The 24,702-nt window shown below is 56.4% G+C and carries 22 protein-coding genes and 1 tRNA gene; 11 read left to right on the plus strand and 12 right to left on the minus strand.

Annotation, left to right across the window (positions count from 1 at the left end):
* The first annotated feature begins 2 nt into the window (after positions 1–2).
* Positions 3–860: a pantoate--beta-alanine ligase gene (panC, locus tag ABD735_RS08810; RefSeq protein ID WP_344806337.1), complete on the plus strand. Its 858-nt coding sequence runs from the start codon at positions 3–5 to the stop codon at positions 858–860.
* Positions 861–880: 20 nt separating this feature from the next.
* Entirely contained in the window at positions 881–2,605 is a 1,725-nt protein-coding gene (gene pgi, locus ABD735_RS08815) for a glucose-6-phosphate isomerase (protein ID WP_344805452.1), read from the plus strand.
* On the opposite strand, the gene folK is transcribed toward pgi, so the two are convergent.
* Together folK and folB are read right to left on the minus strand one after the other, a co-directional pair.
* Positions 2,602–3,186, minus strand: coding sequence for a 2-amino-4-hydroxy-6-hydroxymethyldihydropteridine diphosphokinase (folK, locus tag ABD735_RS08820; RefSeq protein ID WP_344805454.1), 585 nt, complete (start codon positions 3,184–3,186; stop codon positions 2,602–2,604). The genes pgi and folK overlap by 4 nt on opposite strands.
* On the minus strand, positions 3,167–3,559 hold the full coding sequence (gene folB, locus ABD735_RS08825) for a dihydroneopterin aldolase (protein WP_344805456.1): 393 nt from the start codon (positions 3,557–3,559) through the stop codon (positions 3,167–3,169). Before folB ends, folK begins: the two co-directional genes overlap by 20 nt.
* On the opposite strand from folB, the gene plsY reads away from it, so the two are divergent.
* The gene (plsY, locus tag ABD735_RS08830) at positions 3,540–4,121 is read left to right on the plus strand and encodes a glycerol-3-phosphate 1-O-acyltransferase PlsY (RefSeq protein ID WP_344805458.1); all 582 of its coding nucleotides are present in this window, start codon (positions 3,540–3,542) and stop codon (positions 4,119–4,121) included. The two genes, folB and plsY, sit on opposite strands and share 20 nt — an antisense overlap.
* A gap of 7 nt (positions 4,122–4,128) precedes the next feature.
* Here plsY and tsaD read toward each other — a convergent pair whose 3' ends face one another.
* Positions 4,129–5,166 (minus strand): tRNA (adenosine(37)-N6)-threonylcarbamoyltransferase complex transferase subunit TsaD, encoded by a 1,038-nt coding sequence (gene tsaD / locus ABD735_RS08835; protein ID WP_344805459.1) that lies wholly within the window; start codon positions 5,164–5,166, stop codon positions 4,129–4,131.
* Between the two features lie 262 nt (positions 5,167–5,428).
* Between tsaD and rpsU the strand changes: the two genes are divergently transcribed.
* The 4 genes from rpsU to rpoD all read left to right on the plus strand — a co-directional run bounded on the left by rpsU (position 5,429) and on the right by rpoD (position 10,474).
* On the plus strand, positions 5,429–5,644 hold the full coding sequence (gene rpsU, locus ABD735_RS08840) for a 30S ribosomal protein S21 (RefSeq protein WP_344805461.1): 216 nt from the start codon (positions 5,429–5,431) through the stop codon (positions 5,642–5,644).
* 174 nt (positions 5,645–5,818) lie between these two features.
* Positions 5,819–6,262 (plus strand): GatB/YqeY domain-containing protein, encoded by a 444-nt coding sequence (locus ABD735_RS08845; protein WP_344805463.1) that lies wholly within the window; start codon positions 5,819–5,821, stop codon positions 6,260–6,262.
* An 81-nt stretch (positions 6,263–6,343) separates the two neighbouring features.
* Positions 6,344–8,188 (plus strand): DNA primase, encoded by a 1,845-nt coding sequence (gene dnaG / locus ABD735_RS08850; protein WP_344805465.1) that lies wholly within the window; start codon positions 6,344–6,346, stop codon positions 8,186–8,188.
* 384 nt (positions 8,189–8,572) lie between these two features.
* Positions 8,573–10,474: an RNA polymerase sigma factor RpoD gene (rpoD, locus tag ABD735_RS08855; RefSeq protein ID WP_344805467.1), complete on the plus strand. Its 1,902-nt coding sequence runs from the start codon at positions 8,573–8,575 to the stop codon at positions 10,472–10,474.
* 96 nt (positions 10,475–10,570) lie between these two features.
* Here rpoD and eda read toward each other — a convergent pair whose 3' ends face one another.
* From eda to ABD735_RS08890, 7 genes are all read right to left on the minus strand, one after another.
* Positions 10,571–11,227 (minus strand): bifunctional 4-hydroxy-2-oxoglutarate aldolase/2-dehydro-3-deoxy-phosphogluconate aldolase, encoded by a 657-nt coding sequence (gene eda, locus ABD735_RS08860; protein WP_344805469.1) that lies wholly within the window; start codon positions 11,225–11,227, stop codon positions 10,571–10,573.
* Positions 11,220–13,121, minus strand: coding sequence for a phosphogluconate dehydratase (edd, locus tag ABD735_RS08865; RefSeq protein WP_344805471.1), 1,902 nt, complete (start codon positions 13,119–13,121; stop codon positions 11,220–11,222). Before edd ends, eda begins: the two co-directional genes overlap by 8 nt.
* A 52-nt stretch (positions 13,122–13,173) precedes the next feature.
* Positions 13,174–14,817: an alpha-amylase family glycosyl hydrolase gene (locus ABD735_RS08870; RefSeq protein ID WP_425548596.1), complete on the minus strand. Its 1,644-nt coding sequence runs from the start codon at positions 14,815–14,817 to the stop codon at positions 13,174–13,176.
* A gap of 93 nt (positions 14,818–14,910) precedes the next feature.
* Positions 14,911–15,951, minus strand: coding sequence for a glucokinase (gene glk / locus ABD735_RS08875; RefSeq protein ID WP_344805475.1), 1,041 nt, complete (start codon positions 15,949–15,951; stop codon positions 14,911–14,913).
* 8 nt (positions 15,952–15,959) lie between these two features.
* Entirely contained in the window at positions 15,960–17,426 is a 1,467-nt protein-coding gene (gene zwf, locus ABD735_RS08880) for a glucose-6-phosphate dehydrogenase (RefSeq protein WP_344805477.1), read from the minus strand.
* 21 nt (positions 17,427–17,447) lie between these two features.
* Positions 17,448–17,906 (minus strand): early set domain-containing protein, encoded by a 459-nt coding sequence (locus ABD735_RS08885; protein ID WP_344805479.1) that lies wholly within the window; start codon positions 17,904–17,906, stop codon positions 17,448–17,450.
* Between the two features lie 188 nt (positions 17,907–18,094).
* Positions 18,095–19,531 carry an RICIN domain-containing protein gene (locus ABD735_RS08890; RefSeq protein WP_344805481.1) on the minus strand — a complete coding sequence of 479 codons (1,437 nt, stop codon included), beginning with the start codon at positions 19,529–19,531 and terminating at the stop codon, positions 18,095–18,097.
* Between the two features lie 245 nt (positions 19,532–19,776).
* On the opposite strand from ABD735_RS08890, the gene ABD735_RS08895 reads away from it, so the two are divergent.
* Both ABD735_RS08895 and ABD735_RS08900 read left to right on the plus strand, forming a co-directional pair.
* Positions 19,777–19,853, plus strand: a tRNA-Ile gene (locus tag ABD735_RS08895).
* Positions 19,854–20,165: 312 nt separating this feature from the next.
* On the plus strand, positions 20,166–20,483 hold the full coding sequence (locus tag ABD735_RS08900; protein WP_344805483.1) for a hypothetical protein: 318 nt from the start codon (positions 20,166–20,168) through the stop codon (positions 20,481–20,483).
* Between the two features lie 35 nt (positions 20,484–20,518).
* Here the strand turns inward: ABD735_RS08900 and ABD735_RS08905 are convergent, their stop codons facing one another.
* Entirely contained in the window at positions 20,519–20,905 is a 387-nt protein-coding gene (locus ABD735_RS08905) for an SIMPL domain-containing protein (RefSeq protein ID WP_344805485.1), read from the minus strand.
* Positions 20,902–21,603 (minus strand): hypothetical protein, encoded by a 702-nt coding sequence (locus ABD735_RS08910; RefSeq protein ID WP_344805487.1) that lies wholly within the window; start codon positions 21,601–21,603, stop codon positions 20,902–20,904. Before ABD735_RS08910 ends, ABD735_RS08905 begins: the two co-directional genes overlap by 4 nt.
* A 911-nt stretch (positions 21,604–22,514) precedes the next feature.
* Here ABD735_RS08910 and ABD735_RS08915 point away from each other — a divergent pair.
* Complete coding sequence (locus ABD735_RS08915; RefSeq protein WP_344805489.1) at positions 22,515–23,603, plus strand: ATP-binding protein; 1,089 nt, start codon at positions 22,515–22,517, stop codon at positions 23,601–23,603.
* Complete coding sequence (locus ABD735_RS08920; protein WP_344805491.1) at positions 23,600–24,595, plus strand: virulence RhuM family protein/type II toxin-antitoxin system death-on-curing family toxin; 996 nt, start codon at positions 23,600–23,602, stop codon at positions 24,593–24,595. The genes ABD735_RS08915 and ABD735_RS08920 overlap by 4 nt, the downstream gene beginning before the upstream one ends.
* Positions 24,596–24,702 lie beyond the last annotated feature (107 nt).

Raw genomic sequence — 24,702 nt, forward strand, 5'->3', positions numbered from 1 at the left:
GCATGGAGACCTCTGCAGATATTGCCGGCCTACGGGCAACCCTTGATCGATTTCGGCAAAAAGGCGCAAGAATCGGCTTTGTGCCAACCATGGGCAATCTTCACGCCGGGCACATCAGCCTCATCGAGCAATCGGTCAGCCGATGCGATTTCACGGTGGCGTCCATCTTCGTCAATCCGCTGCAATTTGGCGCTGGCGAAGATTTCGATACCTATCCCAGGACCCTAGCTGATGATCAGTCCAAGCTGGTCGAAGCGGGCTGCAATCTACTGTTCACGCCATCGACCGACCAGTTGTATCCAAGGGGTCTTGAAGCCCATACCAAGGTTACCGTCCCCGAAGTCACTCGTCATCACTGCGGCGCCCATCGGCCAGGCCACTTCGATGGCGTCTCAACAATCGTCAATGTTCTGCTGAATATCGTTCAACCGGCTGTAGCTTTCTTCGGTGAAAAGGATTTTCAGCAGGTGGCTGTGATTCGCAAACTGGTCTTTGACCTGCAGATGCCTGTCGAGATCGTATCTGGCGCTACGAGACGGGAGGACGACGGCCTGGCGATGAGTTCGCGTAATCAGTACCTGTCTGCGGAAGACAGGCCGGTGGCTGCCGAGCTCTACCGAACGCTGCAGCACATAGCCAGCAGAATTGAAGACGGGGAAAAGAACTTCCTTCAGCTACAGACTGAAGGGCTGGAGAACCTGTCGCGGAAGGGCTTCAGGACCGAATATCTCAACATTGTTCGCGCCGATACCCTCGACGTCGCCAGTGAGCGTGATGAGGATATCGTCGTGCTGGTCGCTGCGCGGCTTGGACAGACCCGTCTCATTGATAACATTCGTATTATTCGAAGTCACGATTAGCCGTTTAAGGATAAGCAGATATGGACTCGTCGTTCAGAACGCCAGAACAGGACCGTGAATTCATGAAGGCCTGGGAGGCGCTGAAGCAACAGGCTGACAACACCGTGTCCGACCGCATTCTCGATTATTTCAGCTCCGAGCCTGGCCGGCTCGGTGATATGACCGCCAGCTGCGGCGATCTCACACTGGACTACTCGCGGAGCGCGATGAGCCTGAAAGTGCGCGACGAACTGCTGGCGCTGCTGAAGCACAGCGGGCTTGATGCTGCTCGCAAGGCCATGTTTGGTGGCGAGCTATTGAATAACACCGAACAGCGGGCGGTACTGCATGCTGCCCTGCGCGGCAGCGCCAGACCGACGGCGAGCGGGCTTGGCGATATCATTGGTGAAGTGGATGCTGCGCTCGATAGCATGACGCGAGTGGTTCAACGCCTGCATTCAGGCAGCTGGACAGGCTTTGATGGGCAGCCGATTACGGATGTGGTCAGCATTGGCATAGGCGGCTCCTTTCTGGGCCCCGAAGTAGTCGTGGAGGCGCTCCGCCCTGACTGGCACGATGGCATTCGCGTTCACTTCGTGGCCAATGTCGACGCGGCAGACATCCTGAACACACTGGAAGGACTCAAGGCCAGCAACACGCTGTTTATCATCCAGTCGAAGTCATTTACTACCCAGGAGACACTGACCAATGCGCTTACGGCGCGGGCCTGGTTCCTTGGTGATGCATCAGTTGGGGCGCTCGACGATAGTGCGGAAGCACTGGGTAAACACTTCATCGCTGTGTCCAGTAACGTTGAGAAGGCGCAGGCCTTCGGTATCGATCCAGAGAACATCCTGCCCATGTGGGACTGGGTAGGCGGGCGCTATTCTCTGTGGTCGGCGATTGGCTTACCCATCGCATGCCAGATCGGCATGCCCTTGTTCCGCAAGCTGCTGCAGGGCGCCGCAGCGATGGACGAGCACTTCCTGACAGCCCCGCTTGAAGAGAATCTGCCAGCCCTGCTGGCGATGATTGGCATCTGGTACAACAACTTCAAAAACATCGGCAACTACGCCATCATTCCCTACGATCAGGGTCTCAACGATCTGGCTGCCCACCTGCAGCAGGTGGACATGGAAAGCAATGGCAAGTCTGTTCAGCGTGATGGCAAGCCCGTCTTTTCCCAGACCGGCACAATTGTATGGGGTGGCGCGGGCACCAATGGTCAGCATGCCTACCATCAGCTTATTCACCAGGGCACGCGGGTCGTACCGGTCGACTTCATTCTGCCATTGCGTTCACGGCAAACCGGCCGACCTCTTTCTGAGCGGATTGGTATCGAGCAGATTCAGAAACATCACAGGATGCTGATCTCGAATTGTCTGGCGCAGAGTCAGGCCATGCTCACCGGCAAGTCCCTCGAGCAAGCCCGACAGGAATGTCTGAATGCGGGCATGAATGAATCTGAAGCCGAGCAGCTGGCGCCGCACAAGGTGATTCAGGGCAACAAGCCCAGCACCACGATCACAGTACCTGAGGTGGACGCCTTTACTGTTGGGCAGCTCATAGCCATGTATGAACAGCGGATCTTCGTACAGGGTGTGGTCTGGAATCTCAATTCCTTCGACCAGTGGGGTGTCGAGCTCGGTAAGCAGATGTGCTCAAGCATCCTTCCGTTACTTGAAGGCGGAACTGACGCCAGCGAGTTGGCGCTCGATCCCTCGACGGCACAGCTGGTCCAGGCTGCGCTTGAGGCAAATCGCTAGAACGACCCCGAGCTTCGGTCGAACCGCATGTCGGTTAACTCAACACCGTGTTTATGCAGCAGCCGCTGCTCGCTTTCGGCGGCGTCGACCAGGCCTTGCCATAGCTCGGCAGCTGTGCAAAGACGCTCGGGATGCACCCAGTCTGGCAGGATGTCGGTCAGCGGCTTGAGCACATAGGGGTATTTTACCACATCCTTTCGCGGCAGCTGAATCTGCTCAGTCCTACACACGAGTCCACCATAAAAGAGAATATCGATATCGAGCGTCCTGCCGGAGTATTTCGACTCCTGTCCACTGCGTCCGCTGGCTGCCTCCAGGCTCTTGACCATTGCCTGCAGTTCAGGCAAGGCTTGAGAAGTTTCGGTGGCCACCACAAGATTCAGAAAGGGATCGCCATCAAAGCCTACGGCCTTACATCGGTACACCGGAGAAACTAGCAGATCCGGAAACTCATATCGAAGTGCGGCGAGCGCTGTTTGCACATTGCGTTCAGGCTCGATATTGCTACCGATACCGAATCCCGTCAGTACCTTCGTTCGAGCCGCTGACATCATGTCGGCTTCAGACTGGTCTGGTGTCAATCTCGATACCCACATAGGCTGTACCAGCCACAGCGCCTGGCTTGCGTAATCGCATATGAAAATGGTCGATGCCGAACTCGTCCTGCAGACAGCGGACCAAGTCACCCATCAGCCTCTCCAATAGCGCGAACGATGATGCCCGGGCAATACACTGGAGCCGCTCGCAGATGGCCGCATAATTCAGCGTCTGATCCAGGCGATCAGTCTTCATGGCTTCGCTGAAGTCGGTACTCATGGTGAGGTCGAGCAGCAGCCGCTGTTCGAAGCGACGCTCGAAGTCGTATACTCCAATCACGCAGTCGAGTTCCAGGGCCTGAATAACAACGCTCTGACGCAGCGGTATAGAGGCGCCGATGGTATCTACCGGTTTCATGATCTGTCTTCCACTGGCCTACCTGCTGGGATCATCCATGGGTGCCTATCTCGTGTGTGCCATGTTCGGATTACCGTCACCCAGCGAAAGCGGCTCGCGCAATCCTGGTGCGACTAACGTTTATCGGCTCGGCGGCCTGCTTCCCGCCGCGCTGACCCTCCTCTGGGATGCCGGGAAAGGGGCCCTCGCGGTTGGTATCGGCCGCCTGGCCGGGCTCGAGGCCGAGTACCTTGGACTTGTCGCTATTGCTGCAGTACTCGGACACATTCTTCCAATCTATCACAAATTCCAGGGTGGCAAAGGTGTGGCTACCATGCTGGGCACTGGTCTCGCGCTGGCTTTTTCAACTTCGCTGATTCTCGCGATAGTGTGGTGGACCCTATTGCTGTGGAAACGGATTTCCTCGCTGGCTTCGCTCGCCGCAGCCGGCCTGGCGCCCTGGGTGGCCTATTTCTTCAATCCGGAGTTCACCCTCTTCTTCGTTGTACTCTCGCTGGTGCTGGTCATTCGACATCGGGACAATATCATTGCGCTGGCAAAGGGCAAGGAACAGTCGCTCTAGCTCCTCTTCAGGTTTGACTGTCAGCCATGAGTGATGCCAGAGGCCAGCGGGGCGTTACCAGCACTTCAAGATTGTGCCTTCCCTCGCCTTCAATTGCCCGCCTATAGCCGGCCAGGGCGATCATGGCGCCATTGTCGGTGCAGAATTCGGCTCGCGGATAGGCAATGCCGAAGCCCGCCTTACGCCCCGCCGCATCCATCACAGTGCGCAGCCGCCGGTTTGCACTCACACCGCCTGCCACTACTAACTGGCGATAGCCAGTGGCTTCGATGGCCCGTCTGGACTTGATGACAAGACTATCGACCACAGCTTCCTGAAAGGCCGCAGCAATGTCGGCATGACTCGCCTTGCCTTCTGCGAGCACGTTACGGGTAAAAGTCTTGAGGCCGCTGAAGCTCATGTCAAGACCCGGCCTGTCGGTCATCGGACGGGGAAAGCGCAAGGCCGTTCTGTCACCGGTATCAGCCAGCTTCGCCACATTTGGGCCGCCCGGATAATCCAGTTCCAGCATCTTGGCGACCTTATCGAAGGCTTCACCCGCAGCATCGTCCAGCGACTCACCGAGCAACTCGTACTCTCCCGCCTGATGCACCGCCACGAGCTGACTGTGTCCGCCGGACACGAGCAGCGCAACAAATGGCGGCTTCAATTCTGGATCGTCCAGCATGGGCGCCAGCAGGTGGCCTTCCATATGGTGAACGCGAACGACCGGCAGATGCCTGGCCCAGGCAAAGGCCGTGGCGAAACAGGCGCCTACCATGAGCGCTCCGACGAGACCGGGGCCTGCGGTATAGGCGACGGCATCGATGTCTCCTGCAGAGAGCTCGCACTCGTCGAGCAATGTATCCAGCAGGGGCCAGATCTTTTGAACATGGTCGCGTGACGCCAGCTCGGGCACTACGCCGCCGTAATCGGCATGCATGGCAATCTGACTGTGGAGTACATGGCCATACAGTCTGGCCGTCTGCCTGTCCTCGCCGGGCGGATGGCCGTAGATGGCCAGCGCGGTTTCATCACAGGAGGTTTCTATGCCCAGAACCCTCATGAACAGGGCGTCTCTGGCTGCGTGGTGGTCTCGTGATTCATGTTTTCCCCTGTCTCTGACTCTGATCAATTTTTCACGGCAGCTTTACAGTTTGTGCCTGCAGCGTTTACAATGCGCGCCCTTGCGAGAAACTGTATGGATTTTCGTTCGTCCAGAATCCTCCTGCCCCTGAAACAGGGTACAGGAATGAGGACAGACCCGAGAGGTCAGCAGCATTCCGTGGAATTGAATTGTAACCAATATTGAAACATGAGTGGTGTAAATGCCTTCAGTTAAATTGAAAGAAAACGAGCCGTTCGATATCGCCCTGCGTCGATTCAAGCGCTCCTGTGAAAAGGCTGGCGTCCTGTCTGAAGTTCGTCGTCGTGAATTCTACGAAAAGCCTACTGCAGAGCGTAAGCGCAAGCTGGCCGCCGCTGTCAAGCGTCATGCCAAGAAAGTTCAGCGCGAACAGCGTCGCTTCGAACGCCTGTACTGATTGCTGATCCGCTGGCTCACTGCCGGCAGATTTGCTGGCCTCAGGCCAGACCGATAATCTGAAGAACCGCTCCAACAGCTACTACCATGGCTGTTCGTTTTCTTGTGGGCTGAATTTCACTCGGTACTTTCTGTCAGCACCTTCGCTGATGTCCAAGTCGATACGGAACTGAAGATGTCTATCAAAGCGTCACTAACGGCTGCAATGAAGGACGCCATGCGCGCCCGTGATCAGGAAAGGCTCAATGCCATCCGCCTGATCCTCGCCGATGTCAAACGCATCGAAGTCGATGAGCGCATCGAAGTCGAGGACGAGCGCATGCTGGTCATTCTCGACAAGATGAAAAAGCAGCGTTACGACTCCATCTCGCAGTTCGAGAAGGCTGGACGAGACGATCTGGTCGAGCGGGAGCAGTTCGAACTTGATGTCATTGCTGATTTCCTGCCCGAGCAGCTGTCAGACGATGAGCTTGATGCCATCATCAAGGATGCTATCGAGCAGACTGGCGCCAGCTCCATGAAAGATATGGGCAAAGTGGTCGCGATCGTTAAAGGTCAGGCTCAGGGTCGTGCAGATATGGGTCAGGTCAGCCAACGAATCAAAGGCGCCCTCGCCTAGTCCACCTGCGCTCGTTGCTATAGACTTTCTCCTTGCGCTGTCCTTTTTTGCGCTCGTTTGGTCTGGAGAAACCTCAAGCCAATGGCTGGACGAATACCTGACGCATTCATCGATGAAATAAACCGGCGTGCCGACCTCGTAGGCATTGTTCGCGATCGGGTGGATCTCAAGAAAGCTGGCGGCTCCTGGACAGGACGCTGCCCCTTCCATGATGAAAAAACGCCCTCATTCCACGTCTATGAGACTGGCGACTTCCCTCACTACCACTGCTATGGCTGCGAAGCCCACGGCAATACACTCAGCTTTCTCACCAGCATAGACAACCTCGATTTTGTCTCGGCCGTAGAAAACCTGGCTGGACGGCTCGGCCTGGAAGTTCCCCGCGAACAACAGGATCGTGAGCGCTATGATGAGCTCAAGAGCAGTTATTCAGCAGCCAGCCTGGCGACGGAACTCTATCAGGCAGAACTGCAGCGTGGCGCCTCTCTCGCCACGAACTACCTGCAGGAGCGCGGTGTCGACCAGCGCATGCAGGCCCTCTATGGGATTGGTTATGCGCCCTCAGCCGGCAAACTGCTAGCTCAGGCCAGTGCCACAGAGAAGCTGCGGCCAGCTCTGCACAGCCTCGGCCTGCTTCGTGGCGACACCAACGCTGCCTACGACCAGTTCCGCAACCGCCTGATATTTCCCATTCGTGATCATCGAGGCCGAACCATCGGCTTTGGTGGCCGCACGCTTGGTGACGATAAGGCCAAGTACATCAATAGCGTCGAGTCCGAGCTGTTCAAGAAAAGTCAGGTCGTATACGGACTGTGGGAGAGCAAGCAGCATTTCGGCAAAGTCGAGCGGCTCGTCGTGGTGGAGGGCTATCTCGATGTGATCGCCCTGACGCAGCACGGTATCCCTGGCGCCGTCGCAACGATGGGCACCGCCACGAACGAAGACAGCCTGCAGCGCCTGCTGACGCTGTCGGAGGAGGTCGTGTTCTGCTTCGATGGCGATAACGCTGGCGTCAGCGCCGCCAAGAAGGCCATGGAGAAGATCCTGCCCCTACTGCACGATGGCCAGCGGGTGGCCTTCATGCTGTTGCCCGAAGGTGAAGACCCTGACACCCATGTACGCCGGATCGGCGGTGAAGCCATGGCTGAGGCCCTTGACGAAGCCCTGCCGCTCTCGCTCTTCCTGTTTCGTGTACTAGGACAGAATCTTGATCTTTCGCTCGCGGAGAGCAAGAGCCTGTTGTACAAGCGCGGCACCGAAATGCTGAATCTGATCAACCGTCAGACCGCACCGACCCTGCATAACAGTCTGCGCGAGGACCTCTGGAAAGCCACGAGGGATCAACATGGGTATCAGGGCGCAGGCGGTAAGAGCGCCTATAAAGGCAGAGGAAACGGGGGCGGCGGCAATAGCGGCCATGGCGGAGGTGGCTACGATCGGTTCAAGCGACGCCCACAGGCGCCCACGCTGAGTTTCAGCCAGTTGATGGAGGGATCGCGGACCAACAGGGCAACACCAATGGCCCGCTCCCTGGTGTCTTGTCTTCTGCAGGATCCTGCGTGCGCGGCCCGTGCCGGCACCATGGCCGACTTCGATGTAGAAGAGGCAGCTGAACGGGATGCTTTGGGTTTCGCGCAATGGCTGAGAGACATGGAAATCGGCAGTACGGCAGACCTTCTCTACGCGCTGGGCTGCAACCCTGACCTGGCGGAGCGACTGCATTACCTGTTTGACCTGCCCGCGCTGGACACCGGCTCAAGCCTGCCGGAAGGCAGCATGCTCGAACAGCAGCTGCAGGATACGCTTGCTCAAATGAAACGTAGCTATACTCGTAGCACGCTGCTCAGAGTTGAGCAGGCCATGCGGCTGGATCCGGCGGATGCCGAGCTCAAGGCTCAATACAAGCGGCTTATTGCAGAACTATGACGCCTCGCGGTTGAATTAATCAAAGGCCGGACCCATAACTGGGATATCGAAATAAGCCTTTGATGTGCCTGAACCTGAGGCATAGATGGAACGTAAGGATCAGGAGCAGAGAAACTGGTAACAGAATAAGTTACTGGAGTACAGACACGGTCGGCGGTATAATGCCCGGCTAATTTTTGCTCGCACACACACACGGGTATACGTAAGCAAGAAAAGACTGTCCGAATTGCAGCGACTGAAGCGCTCCTGACGACAACCTTGGCAACAAAGCACAGGTTTTACAGCCTTATATTGATCGGTTTGATCAGTTTGTTCAAGTGTTGTTAGGTTCTGCTCTGGCGCGGTGGACGGCAGTCCGCGTACATCCAATTGAATAGGGTTCATATGTCGGTAAACACCCGCAAGTCTCGTTTGAAAGAGCTGATCGCTCGTGGCAAGGAGCAGGGCTATCTCACTTATGCAGAGGTCAACGACCACCTGCCGGAAGACATAGCCGATCCTGATCAGGTTGAAGACATCATCCGCATGATCAACGACATGGGCATTCTCGTCTGCGAGGAGACGCCCGATGCCGAATCGCTGCTGATGAGCGATGGCGACGCTGCTGATGACTCTGCCGCTGCAGAGGCTGCTGCAGCCCTGGCCTCGGTCGAAAGCGACGCAGGCCGCACCACCGACCCCGTCCGCATGTACATGCGTGAAATGGGCACTGTAGAACTGCTGACCCGCGAAGGCGAAATCGTCATTGCGAAGCGCATCGAGGAAGGCATCAGCGATGTCATGGCCGCCCTCGTCTACTTCCCAGGCACCATGGAGCGCGTCTTGAGCGCTTACGCTGCGAGCCAGGAAGAAGAAGGGCCGCGTCTGAATGAGATCATCATCGGCTTTCTCGACGACACCATCGACAACCAGACACCCGCCCCGGCCGCAGACAAGGACGACCTTGACGACACTGTGAAAGCTGGCGGCAAGGGCAAGAAGGACGGCGGCAAGAAAGATGCGGCGGCCGAAGAGGCTGACGACACAGATGACGACTCCGATGACGACTCCGATGACGAGACGGAAGTCGAGAGCGGCCCTGATCCCGAGGTAGCCCGGCTGCACTTCGAAGCGCTGGCAGCGAGCTATTCGACTGCTCAGAAGATGATCGAGAAGCACGGGCGTGATCACAAGAATACGCAGGCGGCACTGGAAACGCTGAGTGAGCAGTTCACCCGGCTCAAGCTCGCCCAGAAGCAGTATGACGCGCTGGTACATCGTGTACGGATCTCGAATGAAGCCGTTCGTCAGAACGAGCGCGAGATCATGCGCATCTGTATTCGCGAATGCCGTATGCCGAAGTCTGATTTCATCAAGACTTTCCCAAGCAATGAGCAGGACCTGACCTGGGTTGACTCCTTCAAGAGCAACAACAGTGCCTGGGCCGCTGCAATTATCGAGAAGAAAGACGAAATCGTGCGTCGCCAGCGCCGCATCGCCTTCGTGCGCGATCAGCTGGAGATGGACATTCCTTATGTGAAGGAAATTCACCGCCGGGTATCCATCGGTGAAGCCAAGGCACGTCGCGCCAAGAAAGAAATGGTCGAGGCGAACCTGCGCCTGGTGATCTCGATTGCCAAAAAGTACACCAACCGTGGTTTGCAGTTCCTTGATCTCATTCAGGAAGGCAACATCGGTTTGATGAAGGCTGTCGACAAGTTCGAATACCGTCGAGGTTACAAGTTCTCGACCTATGCGACCTGGTGGATCAGACAGGCGATCACGCGTTCGATTGCGGATCAGGCACGCACTATCCGTATTCCGGTGCACATGATCGAAACCATCAACAAGCTGAACCGTATTTCACGGCAGATGCTGCAGGAGATGGGTCGTGAGCCGACGCCGGAAGAGCTGGCCTACCGCATGGATATGCCGGAAGACAAGGTTCGCAAGGTGCTGAAGATCGCGAAAGAGCCGATCTCCATGGAGACGCCTATCGGTGATGATGAAGACTCGCATCTGGGTGACTTCATCGAGGACGGACAGGCAGAGTCACCAATTGACTCGGCTACTGGCGAGGGCCTGCGTGAAGCGACACGCCGCGTTCTGGCTGGTCTGACTGCCCGTGAGTCGAAGGTATTGCGGATGCGTTTCGGTATCGAGATGAACACTGACCACACGCTGGAAGAAGTCGGCAAGCAGTTCGATGTCACCAGAGAGCGGATCAGGCAGATCGAAGCCAAGGCGCTGCGCAAGCTGCGTCACCCGAGCCGTTCGGATCACCTGCGCAGCTTTATCGACGAGTAGAACGGTCGAGGAGCTTGCATTCGGGCAGCGGCAGCCATTCCATTGGCTGCCTGTCTTACAAGGGCCGCTGGATAGCGGCTTTTTTATGTCTGCAATTTAGCCGCGCCTTAATAGTTCCAGCGATGCTTTTGCAATCCTGGTGACTTCTGCCCAGTTACCGCTGCTTTGGACCTCGGCGGGCAGGAGCCAGGAACCACCGACGCAGCTAACGTTGGGCAGCTCGAGATAATCCGCGGCGGTCTCCATTCGGACGCCACCGGTGGGACAGAAGCGGATGTCCGGCATGGGGGCGCCGAGCGCCTTCAGCAGCGCCCGTCCGCCAACGACTTCTGCAGGGAACAATTTCATATGACTGTAGCCGTAGGACTTCGCGGTCAGCACTTCGGTGGCAGAGGCGACACCTGGTACGAAGGGAATTGGCGAATCCTGATAAGCTTCCAGCAATTCCAGGGTGGCGCCGGGGCTGAAGGCGAACTGGGCACCGGCGTCCAGCACTGGCTGCTGTTGTGAGCGTTCGCAGACCGTGCCAGCCCCTACTGCCACATCCGGCACATCCCGAGCAATGAGTTCGATGGCCTTGAGGGCTGAGGGCGTTCTGAGGGTCACTTCGATTACATCGACCCCACCCTCGGCCAGCGCGCGTGCGATGGCGACGGCATTCTCGGCCTTATCGATGCTGACGACAGCGATGATGGGTGAGCGATTGAACAGTGCCTCAGTGGGTTTGAACTGGGCTGAGAAAAGTTCACTCATGATCCATCTCCTGGGTCTTTTCGGTCAGGTCAGTCCAGGTCTGGGTGAAGAAACTGGCACCGGATTCAGCCCTGCTCATGGCTGCGCGCATTGGCGCGAAGAGTTCGCGGCCCAAGCCCCACTCGTTGGCGCTCAGATCGGGCAAAACGACGTCGGCCCTGCGCTTTTCGAGCTCAGCGTCACTCACCTCGAGGATAAGCCTGCCGTTCAATGAATCAACCTCAATCATATCACCATCTCGGACCAGGCTTATGGGGCCCCCATCAAGCGCCTCGGGCGACACATGGATAGCCGCTGGCACCTTGCCGGAAGCGCCGGACATGCGACCGTCGGTCACCAGGGCAACTGCGAAGCCCTTGCTTTGCAAGCTGGATAGCGGCGGCGTCAGCTTGTGAAGCTCAGGCATACCGCAGGCTTTCGGGCCCTGATAGTTGAGCACGACCACAACATCCTGATTCAGCTGTCCCGCGGTGTAGGCATCCACCGCGTCGTGTTGACTGTGGAAGACCCTGGCTGGCGCACAAACATGGCGGTGCTTGTCGGCCACGGCAGAGACTTTGATGATGCTGTTGCCCAGATTGCCTTTGAGCAGCTCCAGACCTCCCTCCTTCTGAAAAGGGTCGGCAACGGTTTTGAGAATATCCTTATCGCCGGACTGTCGAGAACCTGGCTCCCAGCGAATAGCCGAGTTTTTCTCTAGGAAAGGCTCTTTGGTGTAATTGTCGTAGAGGCCGCGCCCGAGCATGGTGTCGACATCATCGTGCAGCAGGCCATGCTCGAGCAGTTCGCGGATCATGAATACGACACCACCCGCAGCATGGAAGTGGTTCACATCGGCATCGCCGTTTGGATAGACACGCGCCATCAGTGGGATGATCTTGCTGAGATCGGAGAAATCCTGCCAGTCGATCAGCACGCCAGCCGCCTGGGCCATCGCTACCAGGTGAATGGTGTGGTTGGTGGATCCACCGGTTGCGAGCAGGCCGACCATGGCGTTGACGATACTGTCGACCCCGACCACATCCATCATCGGGCGATAGGTCGTGCCCTTGTCGGAGTTGCGGATGGCCTGTTCTACTCCGAAGATGGTCAGCGCACGACGCAGCGGCGTGCCCGGATTGACGAAGGAACCGCCGGGTAGCTGCAGGCCCATGAATTCCATCATCATCTGGTTGGTATTGGCGGTGCCGTAGAAGGTGCAGGTGCCAGCCGTATGGTAAGAACCCATCTCGGCCTTGAGCAGTTCCTCGCGCCCTACCCGACCTTCGGCATAGAGCTGCCGGATGCGGCCTTTTTCGTTATTGGATATGCCACTCGGCATCGGGCCGGCAGGAATGAAGACAGTCGGCAGATAGCCAAAAGCCAGTGAGCCGATGAAGAGCCCCGGTACGATCTTGTCGCAGATGCCGAGACAGACGACGCTGTCGAACATGTTATGGGATAGCGCAATCGCTGCGGTCATGGCGATGAGGTCGCGGCTCAGTAGCGAGAGATCCATACCGGCCTGACCCTGGGTCACGCCATCGCACATGGCGGGCACGCCGCCAGCGACCTGGGCGGTGCAGCCCATGCCGCGGGCCGCCTGTCTGACGAGCTCCGGATAATGCTCGTAGGGCTGGTGTGCGGAGAGCATGTCGTTGTAGGCCGTGACGATACCGACGTTGGCGGCATTTGCCATGACGAGCGTGTTCTTCTCTTCGGTGCTGCAGGCGGCTATACCGTGCGCAAAATTGCCACAGGAGAGTTTCTCGCGCCGCTCGAAGGTATCACGTGAATGTCGCATGCGAGACAGATAGGCCTGACGGTGCGGGCGACTGCGCTCTGCGATGCGTGCGGTAATCTCGGCGAGCGCTTTAGAGGGCGCCTGGGCCGAGCTGGAAGATGACGTAGTCACTGCTCTCTGCCTCCTGAATACATTGTTGTGCTGTAGCGAGTCTTCATTGGAATCATGCGCTTATTTTTGCCAAACCGACACCGTAAGGCGGCAGCATCACTTTATCCCGATCATAGGTCGCCGTGACGAACGCTGGCAGCGCTTCGGCAGGCTCGACTGTAAGGGGAAAGGACGTCTGAATAGGCTCTCTGCTCAGGTTGATGGCCACAAACAAACGGCTGCCATCGTGCTCACGCTCGAAGAACAGGCTATCGGGGGGACCATCATGAAAGCGGATAGCGCCTCGCTGGAGCGCAGGAAAACCTCGTCTGGCTTGTAACCATTGCCGATAGCCATTGAGCACGGATGAGGCACGCTCTGTCTGCTCAGACACCGCCACTCGACGGTGTTGTTCCGGAATTGGCAGCCAGGGCGGACCGGCGGTAAAACCGGCATTGGGCGCGGCACTATCCCAAGGCATAGGCGTACGACAGCCATCCCGGCCCTTGTACTCGGGCCAGAAGGTAATACCGTAGGGGTCGACCAGGTCTTCGAAGTCGAGTTCGGCTTCGGTAAGACCGAGCTCTTCACCCTGGTAAATACAAGCGCTGCCACGCAGCGTGGTGAGCATGAATAGCCAAGCCAGTATTTGTCGCGTGTGCATTTCCCCACCAGGCGCTTCCACCGGCAACAAGTCGGCCCATCGGCTACCCACCCGCGGTACATCGTGATTGCCAATGGCCCAGCAAGGCCAGCCGTCGTCGATGGCTGCCTCAATTTTTTCGACAGTCTCGCGCAGGAAGCTGGCGCTTTTCGCCTCGGTGAGCAAGTCGAACGAGTACGCCATGTTGAGCTTGTTACCGCCCGAGGTGTATTCAGCCATACGCGTGACCGAGTCATCGCAGCCGATTTCGCCGAGTGAGGCGGTACCGGGATATTTGTCTAGCAGCTGACGAAGGCGCTGTAAGAACTCCAGGTTTTCAGGCTGGCTCTTGCAGTGTTCGTGCTTCTGCCAGGCGTAGGGATTATCTGGCCGCACGCCGATGGACCCAGTGACAATCCTGGTGTTGGGTGGATTGTCCCTGAGCTGCTTGTCATGAAAGCAATAGTTGATGGCGTCGAAGCGGAAGCCGTCCACCCCCTTCTCCAACCAGAACTTTACCTCTTCCAGAATCTGATTAACGACCGCTGGGTTGTGATAGTTGAGATCCGGCTGGCTACTGAGAAAATTGCGGAGGTAGTACTGCTTACGGCGAGTGTCCCAGGTCCAGGCGGGGCCACCGAAGACTGACAGCCAGTTATTTGGTGGCGTACCGTCGGGCTTTGGGTCCGCCCACACGTACCAGTCGGCTTTCGGATTTTCTCGACTCTGGCGGCTTTCCTTGAACCAGGCGTGCTGGTCTGACGTGTGGCTGAGTACCTGATCGATGAAGATCTTGAGGCCTCGTTCATGGGCCGCGGCGAGCAAGGTATCGAAGTCCGCGAGTGTGCCGAATATCGGGTCGACATCACGGTAGTCGGCAATGTCGTAGCCGAAGTCTTTCATGGGAGAAGTGAAGAAGGGCGAGAGCCAGATGGCATCGACATTCAGGGAGCGGATGTAATCAAGCTGCAGGGTGACGCCGGGCAGATCGCCGATGCCGTCGCCGTTGCTATCGAAAAAACTCCGTGGGTAGACCTGATAGATTACAGCGCCTCGCCACCAGTCCTGGTCCATAACTCTCCGCTCCATCGTCGCCTTCGCCCGAAAAGGCCTGCGCCGTATAAGGGCCGCGGAAACAGCCCGATACAGGCTGGTACGAAGTGACAGTCAGGGCTGGACCTGACTGTCACTTCGGATAAACGGATTGCTCAGCGCCGCGGCGGCGCCTCGGAGGCCGGCGAGCCCGTCCATGACGACATAAGTCGGCGTGGCTTTGAGCAGGTGTGTCATGCGGCCCTTGTCTTCGAAGGCTGCTCTGAACTGGCTGGCAGTGAAGAAATCGATGATGCGTGGAACGATGCCGCCGCAGATATACACGCCACCGAATGCGCCAATCGTGAGGACGGCATCCCCGGCGACACGGCCGAGCAATTCGCAGAAATGATTGAGTGCGGCGAGCGCCAGAGGGTTGGGCGTACGATCTGTGCCTAGCGCTGCGGCAGTCACGTCCGCCGGCGAATGATAACGCACAGGCTCACCGGCCAGCTCGGCATGGCATTCGTAGATATTCAGCAATCCGCTGCCAGAGACCAGGCGCTCAATGGAGACCCTGCCGTATTTTCTCAACAGGATTTTCAGCATCGCCACTTCGTGATCTGTGGTCGGCGCGAAGCTGGTGTGACCGCCTTCGGTGGCGAGCGGCAGCCATTGATCGTTGACCTTGATAAGCGCGGAGACGCCGAGCCCCGTACCAGGACCAATCACAAGTTGCGGCGCTGACTGCGAAACAGCCGCTTCGTCGACACTACCGACCTGCCGCAGCAGATCACCGCCCAGCTGTCGGACCACGCTCACGCCGAGTGCCATGGCGGTGAAGTCGTTGACGATGGCAAAGCGCTCGAAGCCCAGCGATTTACGCATGGCCTGCTTGTTGAAACGCCAGTGATTGTTGGTCATGACGATGTCTGGCTTGTTGACCGGACAGGCGAAGGCCAGGCTGGCCTGGGCCACGCCATCGATTGAATGGTCTTTCAGATAGCTGCGAATGGCTTCATCAATATTGTCGTAATCAGCGCAGGGCAAGGTGGCCACGCCGTGCAGATCCGAGCCGGCCAGTGGCGCATCGGCCTCCTGGTCGAACTGTTGATCAATCAAGGCAAAACGGGCGTTGGTGCCGCCGATGTCACCAACCAGTGCGTATGAACTCATGCCTTCGACTACTCCATATCATGCCAGCTGAAGCCATCACGGCTGATCAGTGCGACGGCGGCTGAGGGCCCCCAGCTACCGGCGGCATATTTCTTCGGTGGCTCATCCGCGTCAGCCCAGGCTTCATTCAGACGATCGCACCAACGCCAGGCGTGCTCAATTTCATCGCGGCGGACGAAGAGCGATTGCTTGCCCTGCAGCACCTCCCATAACAGTCGCTCGTAGGCATCAGGAATGCGAGCCGCACCGTGTTCTTCACGGAAGCTGAAATCAAGCGGGCCTTCCCGGAGGCGACGATCCTTCTCCAGGCCCTGGTCTTTCAGCAGGACCTGCAACTGAATGCCTTCATCAGGCTGAATGCGAATGACCAGACGGTTCCCCGCCAGATGGGCCTGTGCCGCATCGAAAATATAGTGTGGCGCCGGTTTTAGATGAACGACAATCTGCGAGAGTTTTTCAGGCAGACGCTTGCCGGTGCGCAGATAGAACGGCACACCGGACCAGCGCCAGTTGTTCACCCGCGCCTTGATGGCGACGAAGGTTTCCGTGCTGCTGGTCTTGTTGGCGCCCTCTTCCTGCAGATAACCCGGCACCTGCTGACCGCCGCTGGTCCCTGCCCCATACTGGCCGCGAACGACATCCGTACTGATATCGACTTCGCCGAGTGCCTTGAGCACACGCACCTTTTCATCACGAATAGCCTGCGCCGAAAGATCGGCCGGTGGATCCATCGCCACCAGACACAGCAGCTGGAGCATGTGGTTCTGCACCATGTCCCGCAACTGGCCAGCCTTGTCGAAATAGCCCCAGCGCCCTTCGATGCCGACTTCCTCTGCCACGGTGATTTCGACATGTGACACCGAGCGTTCGTCCCAGATATTACCGAATAGCGAATTCGCAAAACGCAGTGCAATCAGGTTCTGCACGGTGTCCTTGCCGAGGTAATGATCGATGCGATAGATCTGGCTTTCATCAAAGCAGGCGGCCAGGGCATCGTTGACCTCGGAGGACGACTCGAGATCATGGCCTATGGGCTTTTCTGCCACGATGCGTGTATTGGCGTCGGCACAGCCGCTGGTCTTGAGATGCTGCGATACGATTTCGAACAGCGAGGCCGGCAAGGCGTAATAGGCGACAAGCCGGTTCGTCGGTCGCTCGTTCAGTTGCTGGTTAAGCGTCGTATAGTTCGCGGCGTCAGCCAGGTCCATCTGCAGATAAGTGATGCGCGCAGTAAAGCGCTCGAATACCTCATCGGATGGCGCATCGCTACCCATCTTCAGCTTTTCGCTGACCTTTTCGATGAAGCTATCCGTGGTGTAGGGCTCGCGAGCAATGGCGATGATACGGGTCTGCGGCGTGAGCAGGCCCTGGGCATCCAGCTGATACAGCGCCGGCATGAGCTTGCGTAGCGACAGGTCGCCGCCGGCACCAAAGAGCGCGAGATCGGTGTCCAGCGACGCCTGTATATCTTTCAAGGGGGTCACTCCGCCTGCTTGTTACGACTCGGCTTTCTGAACGTAGATGACTGGCGTTTCGCCAGAGTCGTCGAAGTAGAACTCGTAGGTGGCTGTGTCCTCCGGGATGAAGAAGAAGTTCTCGAACTTCGAAGAACAGTTCGCCATCAGCTTCTTGCCCAGCTCGACATCTTTCTCCTCGGGGTTCAGATAGCCACAGTTGGTGCCAGGGGTCCATGAGGCATCCGCGAACTTGAATTCATAAGGCTGGCCATCGGCTTCGAGCTTGGCTTCAGCCATGTACAGGTCTTCACCCACACGCTTGAGCCTGTAAGCATCATCAGCATCCCACCAGGTGAACATGCCACGCAGGTACATGGTCTGGCTCAGGTCAGGCTTGCCGCTTTTGTTGGCACTGTCACCACCGGAGGTGGCGCAACCGGCCAACAGCAAGGTCAAGGTGACGAGAAAGGCGGACAGGGTTCTGGTGAGACTAGGCATTGTGGCTCCACTTGATACTGTTGAGGATTGCCGGACAGGCAGGCATTTCAAGGGAGGATACAACTTTCCTGATCATCCGCACACTGCTGGATGGCCGAGGCGAATTCTGGGGAGGGATGACTACGCTAAAAGTGGCTGCACGAACCAAGGGGACGTCCGTGCAACCAAAAGGGACACTGGGAGGTGTCTTATCTCTTGAATAGCTTCCAGCGCTGCTGGGGGTTGCCGTTACAAGCCCAGAGATGGACGTTGGCGCCGTTGCTCTGATAGCCGCCGATCACGTCCATGCAGCTATTGCTGTTGTTCTTCGCTCGCAGGCTGTAATAGCCGTTGCCTTCGTCGCGGATGATCCAGCGCTGGTTGTTCGCCCCGGTCCAGTTCCACTGCAGGATATTGGTGCCATTGATAGTCCGGCCCCAATCGAGATCGACGACCTTGCCACTGTGAGCGGCTCGCAAGGCGTAGCTGCCGTCGCCAAGATTGGTGATATCGAACTGTTGATTACCACCCCAGTGGCAATCCCACTGATGGAGGTTCGCGCCGGCGTCCTGGCTGCCCGCAAAGACGTCCAGACACTTGCCACTGTGCATGGCCTGCAGGGTATAGCGACCAGCCAGAGAGCCGGTTGGTGTTGGGGGATTCGTAGGCGTTTTGGTGAAGACTGAGGCCTTTCGCGAAGTTTTCGCGATGCCGTTCTCCGCGTCGTTAAACAGCATGTTGCCCCAGGACCTCAGGTTGTTACTGAAATTGCTGACGATGTCGAGCGAACGCAGGTCGCTGCTGTTGCCGGACCAGGACCAGCCGATGTAGCCATAGCCGTGGCGGCGGGTGTGGTACATGATCGAGTTAGCGGCGACATATTTACCGAAGTGATCGGCCGCGAACTCGCCTACAACCAGATGAAGGCCCTTGGACTTGAAGCTGTCGAGGTAACTGCTGACGCTCTGGTCACTCTGGTACACGTCGTACATGTGGACGCTGAAAATGGTGTTGCGGCGTGGATCGCTGTTGAAGACGGTCTGCGCGTTGTCACGCATGATGTTCTGCCAGTCCTGCCCCCAGTTTGCGGCGTCGACCATGATGGTGTGGTTGAGGCCAGCGTCACGCAGGCGCTTGATGGCGCTGGTGTGGCCGTTGACCCAGGCGCTGGCAGGCTGGTTGTTGCCATAGGGCTCGTTGGCTACGTTGATGATGACGTAGTCTTCCTGGCCGACCAGCGCGTTCCTGATCGAGATCCAGTAGTCGACGGCCTGACCGATGGTGCTGGCGGACTGTTCGCCATAGCCTGTGGTGTCGTGAACTTCGAGGACCGCGATAAGACCCCGGGATTTTGCCTGGGCGATAATGTCACGCACCTGCGACTCAGGCGTTCGAGACCAGAGCACGCCATTGGCGAGGACGACGCGGACGGTGTTGGCACCGCGACCAGCGATGTTCGCAAATGACTGATTAGTGTGTTGTGGGTACCAGGCGTGGGCGACATTGACGCCGCGCATGATGAAGCTGTTGCCATTGCCATCGACCAGTCGGCTACCCGAAACGGTGAACCCCGCGTGGGCGGCGAGGCTCAGGCTGAGTAGAAACAGACTGGCGGCCATGATCTTTACTGGAGTAAGTAAACGCATTCCATCGCTCTCTTGTTAAATTGTATGACGATTGAAGTGCGGGCAACGTAGCATAGGGCATATGCATGACTGATCGTCGATATCGACGAGGCGGGGCGGAAACTTCATGGAAACGTGCGGTGATCGACGCTTTCGGGTGGAATAATGAACAAGCGCGCCTACTGGTCGTGGAGGGAATGAGCAGGTATAATGCCGCCCTCCTCAAAACGCGGTTACTCTCTTTATCGGGTGACGACAGCGTCTCAGGGCCCATAGCTCAGTTGGTTAGAGCGTCCGACTCATAATCGGCAGGTCCCAGGTTCAAGTCCTGGTGGGCCCACCATTTTTCCCCTCACTGAATTTACGAAAACAGCCGACGGTGATCTTTATCTGATCAGACACGGAGCTCTTCAACTACTTTCCAATGCAGCACTTCTTATCTCTTGTGCAAAGCAAAAGCCATCTCACACCTCGCCTGAGATATACAAAACTGCCGAGTCGAGATTAAGCTTCGAGATAATGAGAAACTATGGAGCCCAATACTATCGGTGCGGCCGTGTAGGCGTATCGGACCGTGCCCCGATCAAAGGAGCTGCGGTTGGTTCTCCGACATAGGCGACGATAGTCTTCGAACGAATCATTTTGGCGGGGGGTGATGAAAGTGAAAATATTGGGAGCGGCCCTGAAGGGCCTGCTGGCGGCGGTGCCCCTGTCCGGTTGCGGCGCCGTGACTTCTGTAGAAAAGTTGGATCAAGAAGTAAAACTCTATCGCATCATTGCACATGGCAGCGCGTTTCAGAGGAATAATCAACTACGCGAGGCCATTGGTGCCAAGGCCGAAGACGTTTGCGGGCCGTCTAAGGCGTCCATTAACTACGACGGGCCTCTGAAGTCTGAGGAGATAGAAACTTATGTAAATGGGCGCTTTACAAAGGTCCATGCGTACACGCTGGGCGCACTGATCAAGTGTTAAGCTACGCTTAGCTCAAGCCTGCTCCTCTCATCTGCTTAGCAATTTTCAGTAACTCGTCGGCCATTGGGCAAATATATTACGCCCTCCTGCATATCCCATACCGTGACCCCATACTGCGCGCCTGCGCGAACAGCAGCGTCGAGAATTTCTTGGACGAAGTCATCATCCGGGCTGATAATTGCGTGTTCAGCATGATAGTTCGTATGCTGAGTCGGACCATCTCTCCATATTGTCGCTTCATCGACTTCATCTGTCGCAGCTACAAGAGCTGCCGCCTCCACCATAAGTGCGTCGTGCACTGCTGTCAGCTCTGCGGAGGTTTCATTCTTGTGCTCTTGCGCCTCGATGAGCTTCCACAGCCAGACCCAGGGGTCTGTTTTAGATGGAGGCTGTCGACGAGTAAGATGTAAGACAAAGCTCATGCAGGTGGCGTTTCGGTTCCGGCAACGACTGCATCAAGGTACGCTATCATCTTCAAAGCACGCACTTTCATATCCAGGGTATCATCAAATTGATTGAAGAAAGGCAAGTGGCGCTTTTTAAGCATCAGGTAATGTTCGGGGCCGTATAGGGCTGCATAGTTCAGGCCTGTCAGTATCCCAGTGTAATCGTTCCAATGTGCCAAATCATATTCCGCGCTACCATGCGCGTTACGATTGAGGTAGATCGCTAATACGTCAGTCGGCTTCCGGATCTCTGCAAGACGGGCAAGAATTTTGTCAAACACTGATCCGATTATGTTGAGAAATTCCTCTTGCGAAGTTTCCGGAAAAAATTCTAAACGAGTTAACGCCCCGTTCGATAGATACGGATAATTAAGTCTAATCCCACCTGCAGATTCTGGTTTAACTAACAGGTCTTCATCGAGCATGAAGTGCCGATAGATCTGCGTCGGGATCATAAAGCCGAACTGGCTTGATGGAATAATCTCAATGCACTCTTCGCTACGCTCTTTGCTCCAGCTTGGGTGAGTTAAAGGACACAGCCAAGTATAAGCCTGGCCTTCCCACCTATAGAGTGAGTCGAGCCCGCTCTTCTTTTTAAAATTTAATGGAGCATATCTCTCTAGAAGATAAGCCACGATCATCTTGTTTAACGTTTTCGATGTAACTTTCTTCATAACAAGTCCGTCTTGTAAGGCCGGGCCACTATCCAGCCAAAGCGTACACCCGAGATAGAGAGTCTAGCGTTTTGATCCTTGAAAATTGTGAGGCCGTTGCCGGCAGGATCACTGAATATTTCTGGCTCAGCACCACTTCCGGCATCACAGGCTAATTTCACCGCCGTGCTCCACGTGCCAAACGCATCGCTGTAGCGAGCGCTCCAGACGTCAGCGTAGAAGCTACGTCGCTTTCCAGCTGCCAGACCGCAAGTACGTTACCAGCGGCGGCGACCGACACTTTCGGATGCTCCTCAATCGTTGATAGCTTGTATGGCGGCTCCCAGAAAACTGTTGAACCGTTGTACCGATTCGCCCAGATACTACTGCCGCCGATATCATTCTGCTGCCAGATGACTGTGGCGTTGCCGTCCGCAGCGACTGCAACCTCTTGATAACAGTAGAGCCGGTAGCTGATTCAGCTAACTGCGCGATTTCCCGCAGCTCATTGAGACAATTGTAGCGGCTGCTCCAGATACTTGTTTCTGCACCCTGCGTCTGTCGCCACAGTGCATGCGCACTCTCGGCAGCTTTGGAAGCTATCTTAACCGAATGGGCCTAGCCTGAATCATCGGTCTCGACGAGTAAGGCTGGCACCCGGGCCTCAGAGACAGCACTGTAATGCACGCCAGATGCTGTAGGTAGAGGCTTGCTGCTGCGATCAAACGGCGAGCACGTCGCCATCTGCGTCCAGCACGATATCTGGCCATCGTCATCGCTGGCGAGACGATTATTATCAATTAGTACTGAATTTACTAATTAGTATATGCGATACTAACTCCTAATAAACTGATCCTCGAACCGGGCATATCATGGCATCCTCGTCGCATACCAACTGGCACTTCCCCCGCACCAAACTTGCGGAAAGGATCTTGAAAAGCTTCAGAGAAGGTCTGGCCGAACGCGTAACTATCTTCGCGCCCCGGAGGCGCGGCAAAACCGAATTCGTTCAGCGCGATATTGCGCCTATGGCTAAAGCCCAAGGCATTCTCGTCGTCTATGTCGATTTCTGGCGGGATAAGGCCTCCCCGGCAACGGCGCTCGCCACAGCCGTCATGACAGCCCGGCGGGAACAGGAAAGCTGGTTCAAAGGGCTACTGAGCAATTCCAACCTGAAAGCCAGTTTAAACCTGCTCGGAGGCAATCTCGCCCTTGAAGTGTCGCAACAGAAAAAGCATGCAGAAAAGAAGATAGTCGAAGCTGCTTTTGACGAGCTTGAAAGCACCGACAAGCCGGTACTGTTTTTGCTGGATGAAGTACAGCACCTTGCCACTGATCCCGACTTCAGCGATTTTACCGCCGCACTCCGAAGTTTCATGACTGCCAGGTCAGATCACAAGGTCAAGGGTATCTTCACCGGCTCTAGTCAGGAAGGACTTGCCCAGCTGTTCAAGCGAACGAAAGCCCCCTTCTACAACGCCAGCTCGACCATCGAATTTCCCGATTTGGACGAAGCTTTTGTTACCTTTGAGCTGGATGTCTTTAGTCGAGTGACTGGTGGAGCACGACTTGATGAAACGAAAGCCAACGAAGTTTTCAAGGCAATGGCTCGGGCACCCGGAAGATTCACCGATCTGCTCAAAAGGATGGTGCTCGAAGAGATTCACGATATTGACGAAGGCGTCACTCGCTTTTCCGATGCCATTATCGAAGAAGACAATCAACAGTTCATGACGCTGTGGGAAAGCATGCACCCAATGGATAAAGCTTTGCTGATCATGATCTCTCGGGGCGAACACACGGGCCTTTACAGTGATGAGTACAAGGCGAAGCTGAAAGCGCTCTGGCCGGAATTCGACCCTGCCAAGAATTCAGCTGTCCAGAACGCAGTCAACCGGCTCAAAAACCATCCGGTGAACGCCATCTTTAGCAGTGAGCACGGCGTCTGGCGTTTTGCCGATCCGGCGTTTGAGCATTTTGTGGAATCACAGGATAATTATTTGGATGAGACAGCGTCATGACCGAAAAACAGGTACAGATTTTTACCAGCCAGGATGGTAAATCCCACCTTGAGGTGGCACTAGATCGAGAGACCGTCTGGCTCGACCAGGCACAGCTGTGTGAGCTGTTTGGCCGCGATCAGTCAGTCATTTCGCGGCACGTTCGTAATGTGTTCAAAGATGGCGAGCTGCCCGAAGTTAGCAATATGCAAAAAATGCATATTGCTCGTTCAGACAAACCAGTAACCCGCTATTCACTGGACGTTATTATCTCTGTGGGTTACCGCGTTAAATCACAGCGAGGTGTACTGTTTCGACAGTGGGCAACTCGGGTTCTTAAAGACCATCTGGTGGAGGGCTATACCCTCAACCAACGCCGCTTGACTGAGCGCGGCATCGAATTCGACCAAGCTGTGAGCCTGCTCAGCCGCACCCTCACAAACCAAGGTCTGGTCTCAACAGAAGGCGAAGCTGTCGCACGGGTCATTAGCGATTACGCCCGCTCATGGAGTCTCCTGCAGGGCTACGATGATCAAAAGCTGGCGGAGGTGGGCATCCAACAACCGGGTATGCAGCCGCTGGCGCTGGACGAAGCCTTGAAAGCTATTGGCGAGTTGAAGCAGACCCTGATTGCCAAGGGCGAGGCTACTGAGCTTTTTGGGCAGTTACGAGGCGATGGTCTGACCTCTGCACTTGCGACCATAGAACAGGGCTTTGGCGACGATCTGTTCTATCCGAACATCGCCGCCCGTGCAGCTCACCTGCTCTACTTCGTCATCAAGAATCACCCGCTGGCGGATGGCAACAAGCGCTGCGGTTCATTTCTGTTCTTGTGGTACCTGCGCCGAAACGAAGGTTTGTTGGCCAGGCCGGTAGAACGACTTATCAACGACAATACTTTGGTGGCATTAGCACTGCTCGTCGCTGAAAGCATGCCGGATCAGAAAACGCTGATGATTCGGTTGATCGAGCATTTTATCCTGTTGAAAGAATCCGATGGGGATAAGGACTGAGTTCAGACGAGCGAGTTCGAACTGCCCCAACAATCTGACTACACGATGAAATACATACTCCCAGGACACTTTCAGATATCGCGAATATTGCAATTTTCGAATATTTC

The sequence above is a fragment of the Allohahella marinimesophila genome, from assembly GCF_039538005.1.
In the GTDB taxonomy this organism is placed as follows: domain Bacteria; phylum Pseudomonadota; class Gammaproteobacteria; order Pseudomonadales; family Oleiphilaceae; genus Allohahella; species Allohahella marinimesophila.

Bases quoted from the DNA above. Each gene is read 5' to 3' on its own strand.
- panC (WP_344806337.1), top strand. From the start codon at position 3: ATGGAGACCTCTGCAGATATTGCCGGCCTACGGGCAACCCTTGATCGA.
- pgi (WP_344805452.1), top strand. From the start codon at position 881: ATGGACTCGTCGTTCAGAACGCCAGAACAGGACCGTGAATTCATGAAG.
- plsY (WP_344805458.1), top strand. From the start codon at position 3,540: ATGGTATCTACCGGTTTCATGATCTGTCTTCCACTGGCCTACCTGCTG.
- folB (WP_344805456.1), bottom strand. From the start codon at position 3,559: ATGAAACCGGTAGATACCATCGGCGCCTCTATACCGCTGCGTCAGAGC.
- tsaD (WP_344805459.1), bottom strand. From the start codon at position 5,166: ATGAGGGTTCTGGGCATAGAAACCTCCTGTGATGAAACCGCGCTGGCC.
- rpsU (WP_344805461.1), top strand. From the start codon at position 5,429: ATGCCTTCAGTTAAATTGAAAGAAAACGAGCCGTTCGATATCGCCCTG.
- ABD735_RS08845 (WP_344805463.1), top strand. From the start codon at position 5,819: ATGTCTATCAAAGCGTCACTAACGGCTGCAATGAAGGACGCCATGCGC.
- dnaG (WP_344805465.1), top strand. From the start codon at position 6,344: ATGGCTGGACGAATACCTGACGCATTCATCGATGAAATAAACCGGCGT.
- rpoD (WP_344805467.1), top strand. From the start codon at position 8,573: ATGTCGGTAAACACCCGCAAGTCTCGTTTGAAAGAGCTGATCGCTCGT.
- eda (WP_344805469.1), bottom strand. From the start codon at position 11,227: ATGAGTGAACTTTTCTCAGCCCAGTTCAAACCCACTGAGGCACTGTTC.
- ABD735_RS08870 (WP_425548596.1), bottom strand. From the start codon at position 14,817: ATGGACCAGGACTGGTGGCGAGGCGCTGTAATCTATCAGGTCTACCCA.
- glk (WP_344805475.1), bottom strand. From the start codon at position 15,951: ATGAGTTCATACGCACTGGTTGGTGACATCGGCGGCACCAACGCCCGT.
- ABD735_RS08885 (WP_344805479.1), bottom strand. From the start codon at position 17,906: ATGCCTAGTCTCACCAGAACCCTGTCCGCCTTTCTCGTCACCTTGACC.
- ABD735_RS08890 (WP_344805481.1), bottom strand. From the start codon at position 19,531: ATGCGTTTACTTACTCCAGTAAAGATCATGGCCGCCAGTCTGTTTCTA.
- ABD735_RS08900 (WP_344805483.1), top strand. From the start codon at position 20,166: ATGAAAGTGAAAATATTGGGAGCGGCCCTGAAGGGCCTGCTGGCGGCG.
- ABD735_RS08905 (WP_344805485.1), bottom strand. From the start codon at position 20,905: ATGAGCTTTGTCTTACATCTTACTCGTCGACAGCCTCCATCTAAAACA.
- ABD735_RS08910 (WP_344805487.1), bottom strand. From the start codon at position 21,603: ATGAAGAAAGTTACATCGAAAACGTTAAACAAGATGATCGTGGCTTAT.
- ABD735_RS08920 (WP_344805491.1), top strand. From the start codon at position 23,600: ATGACCGAAAAACAGGTACAGATTTTTACCAGCCAGGATGGTAAATCC.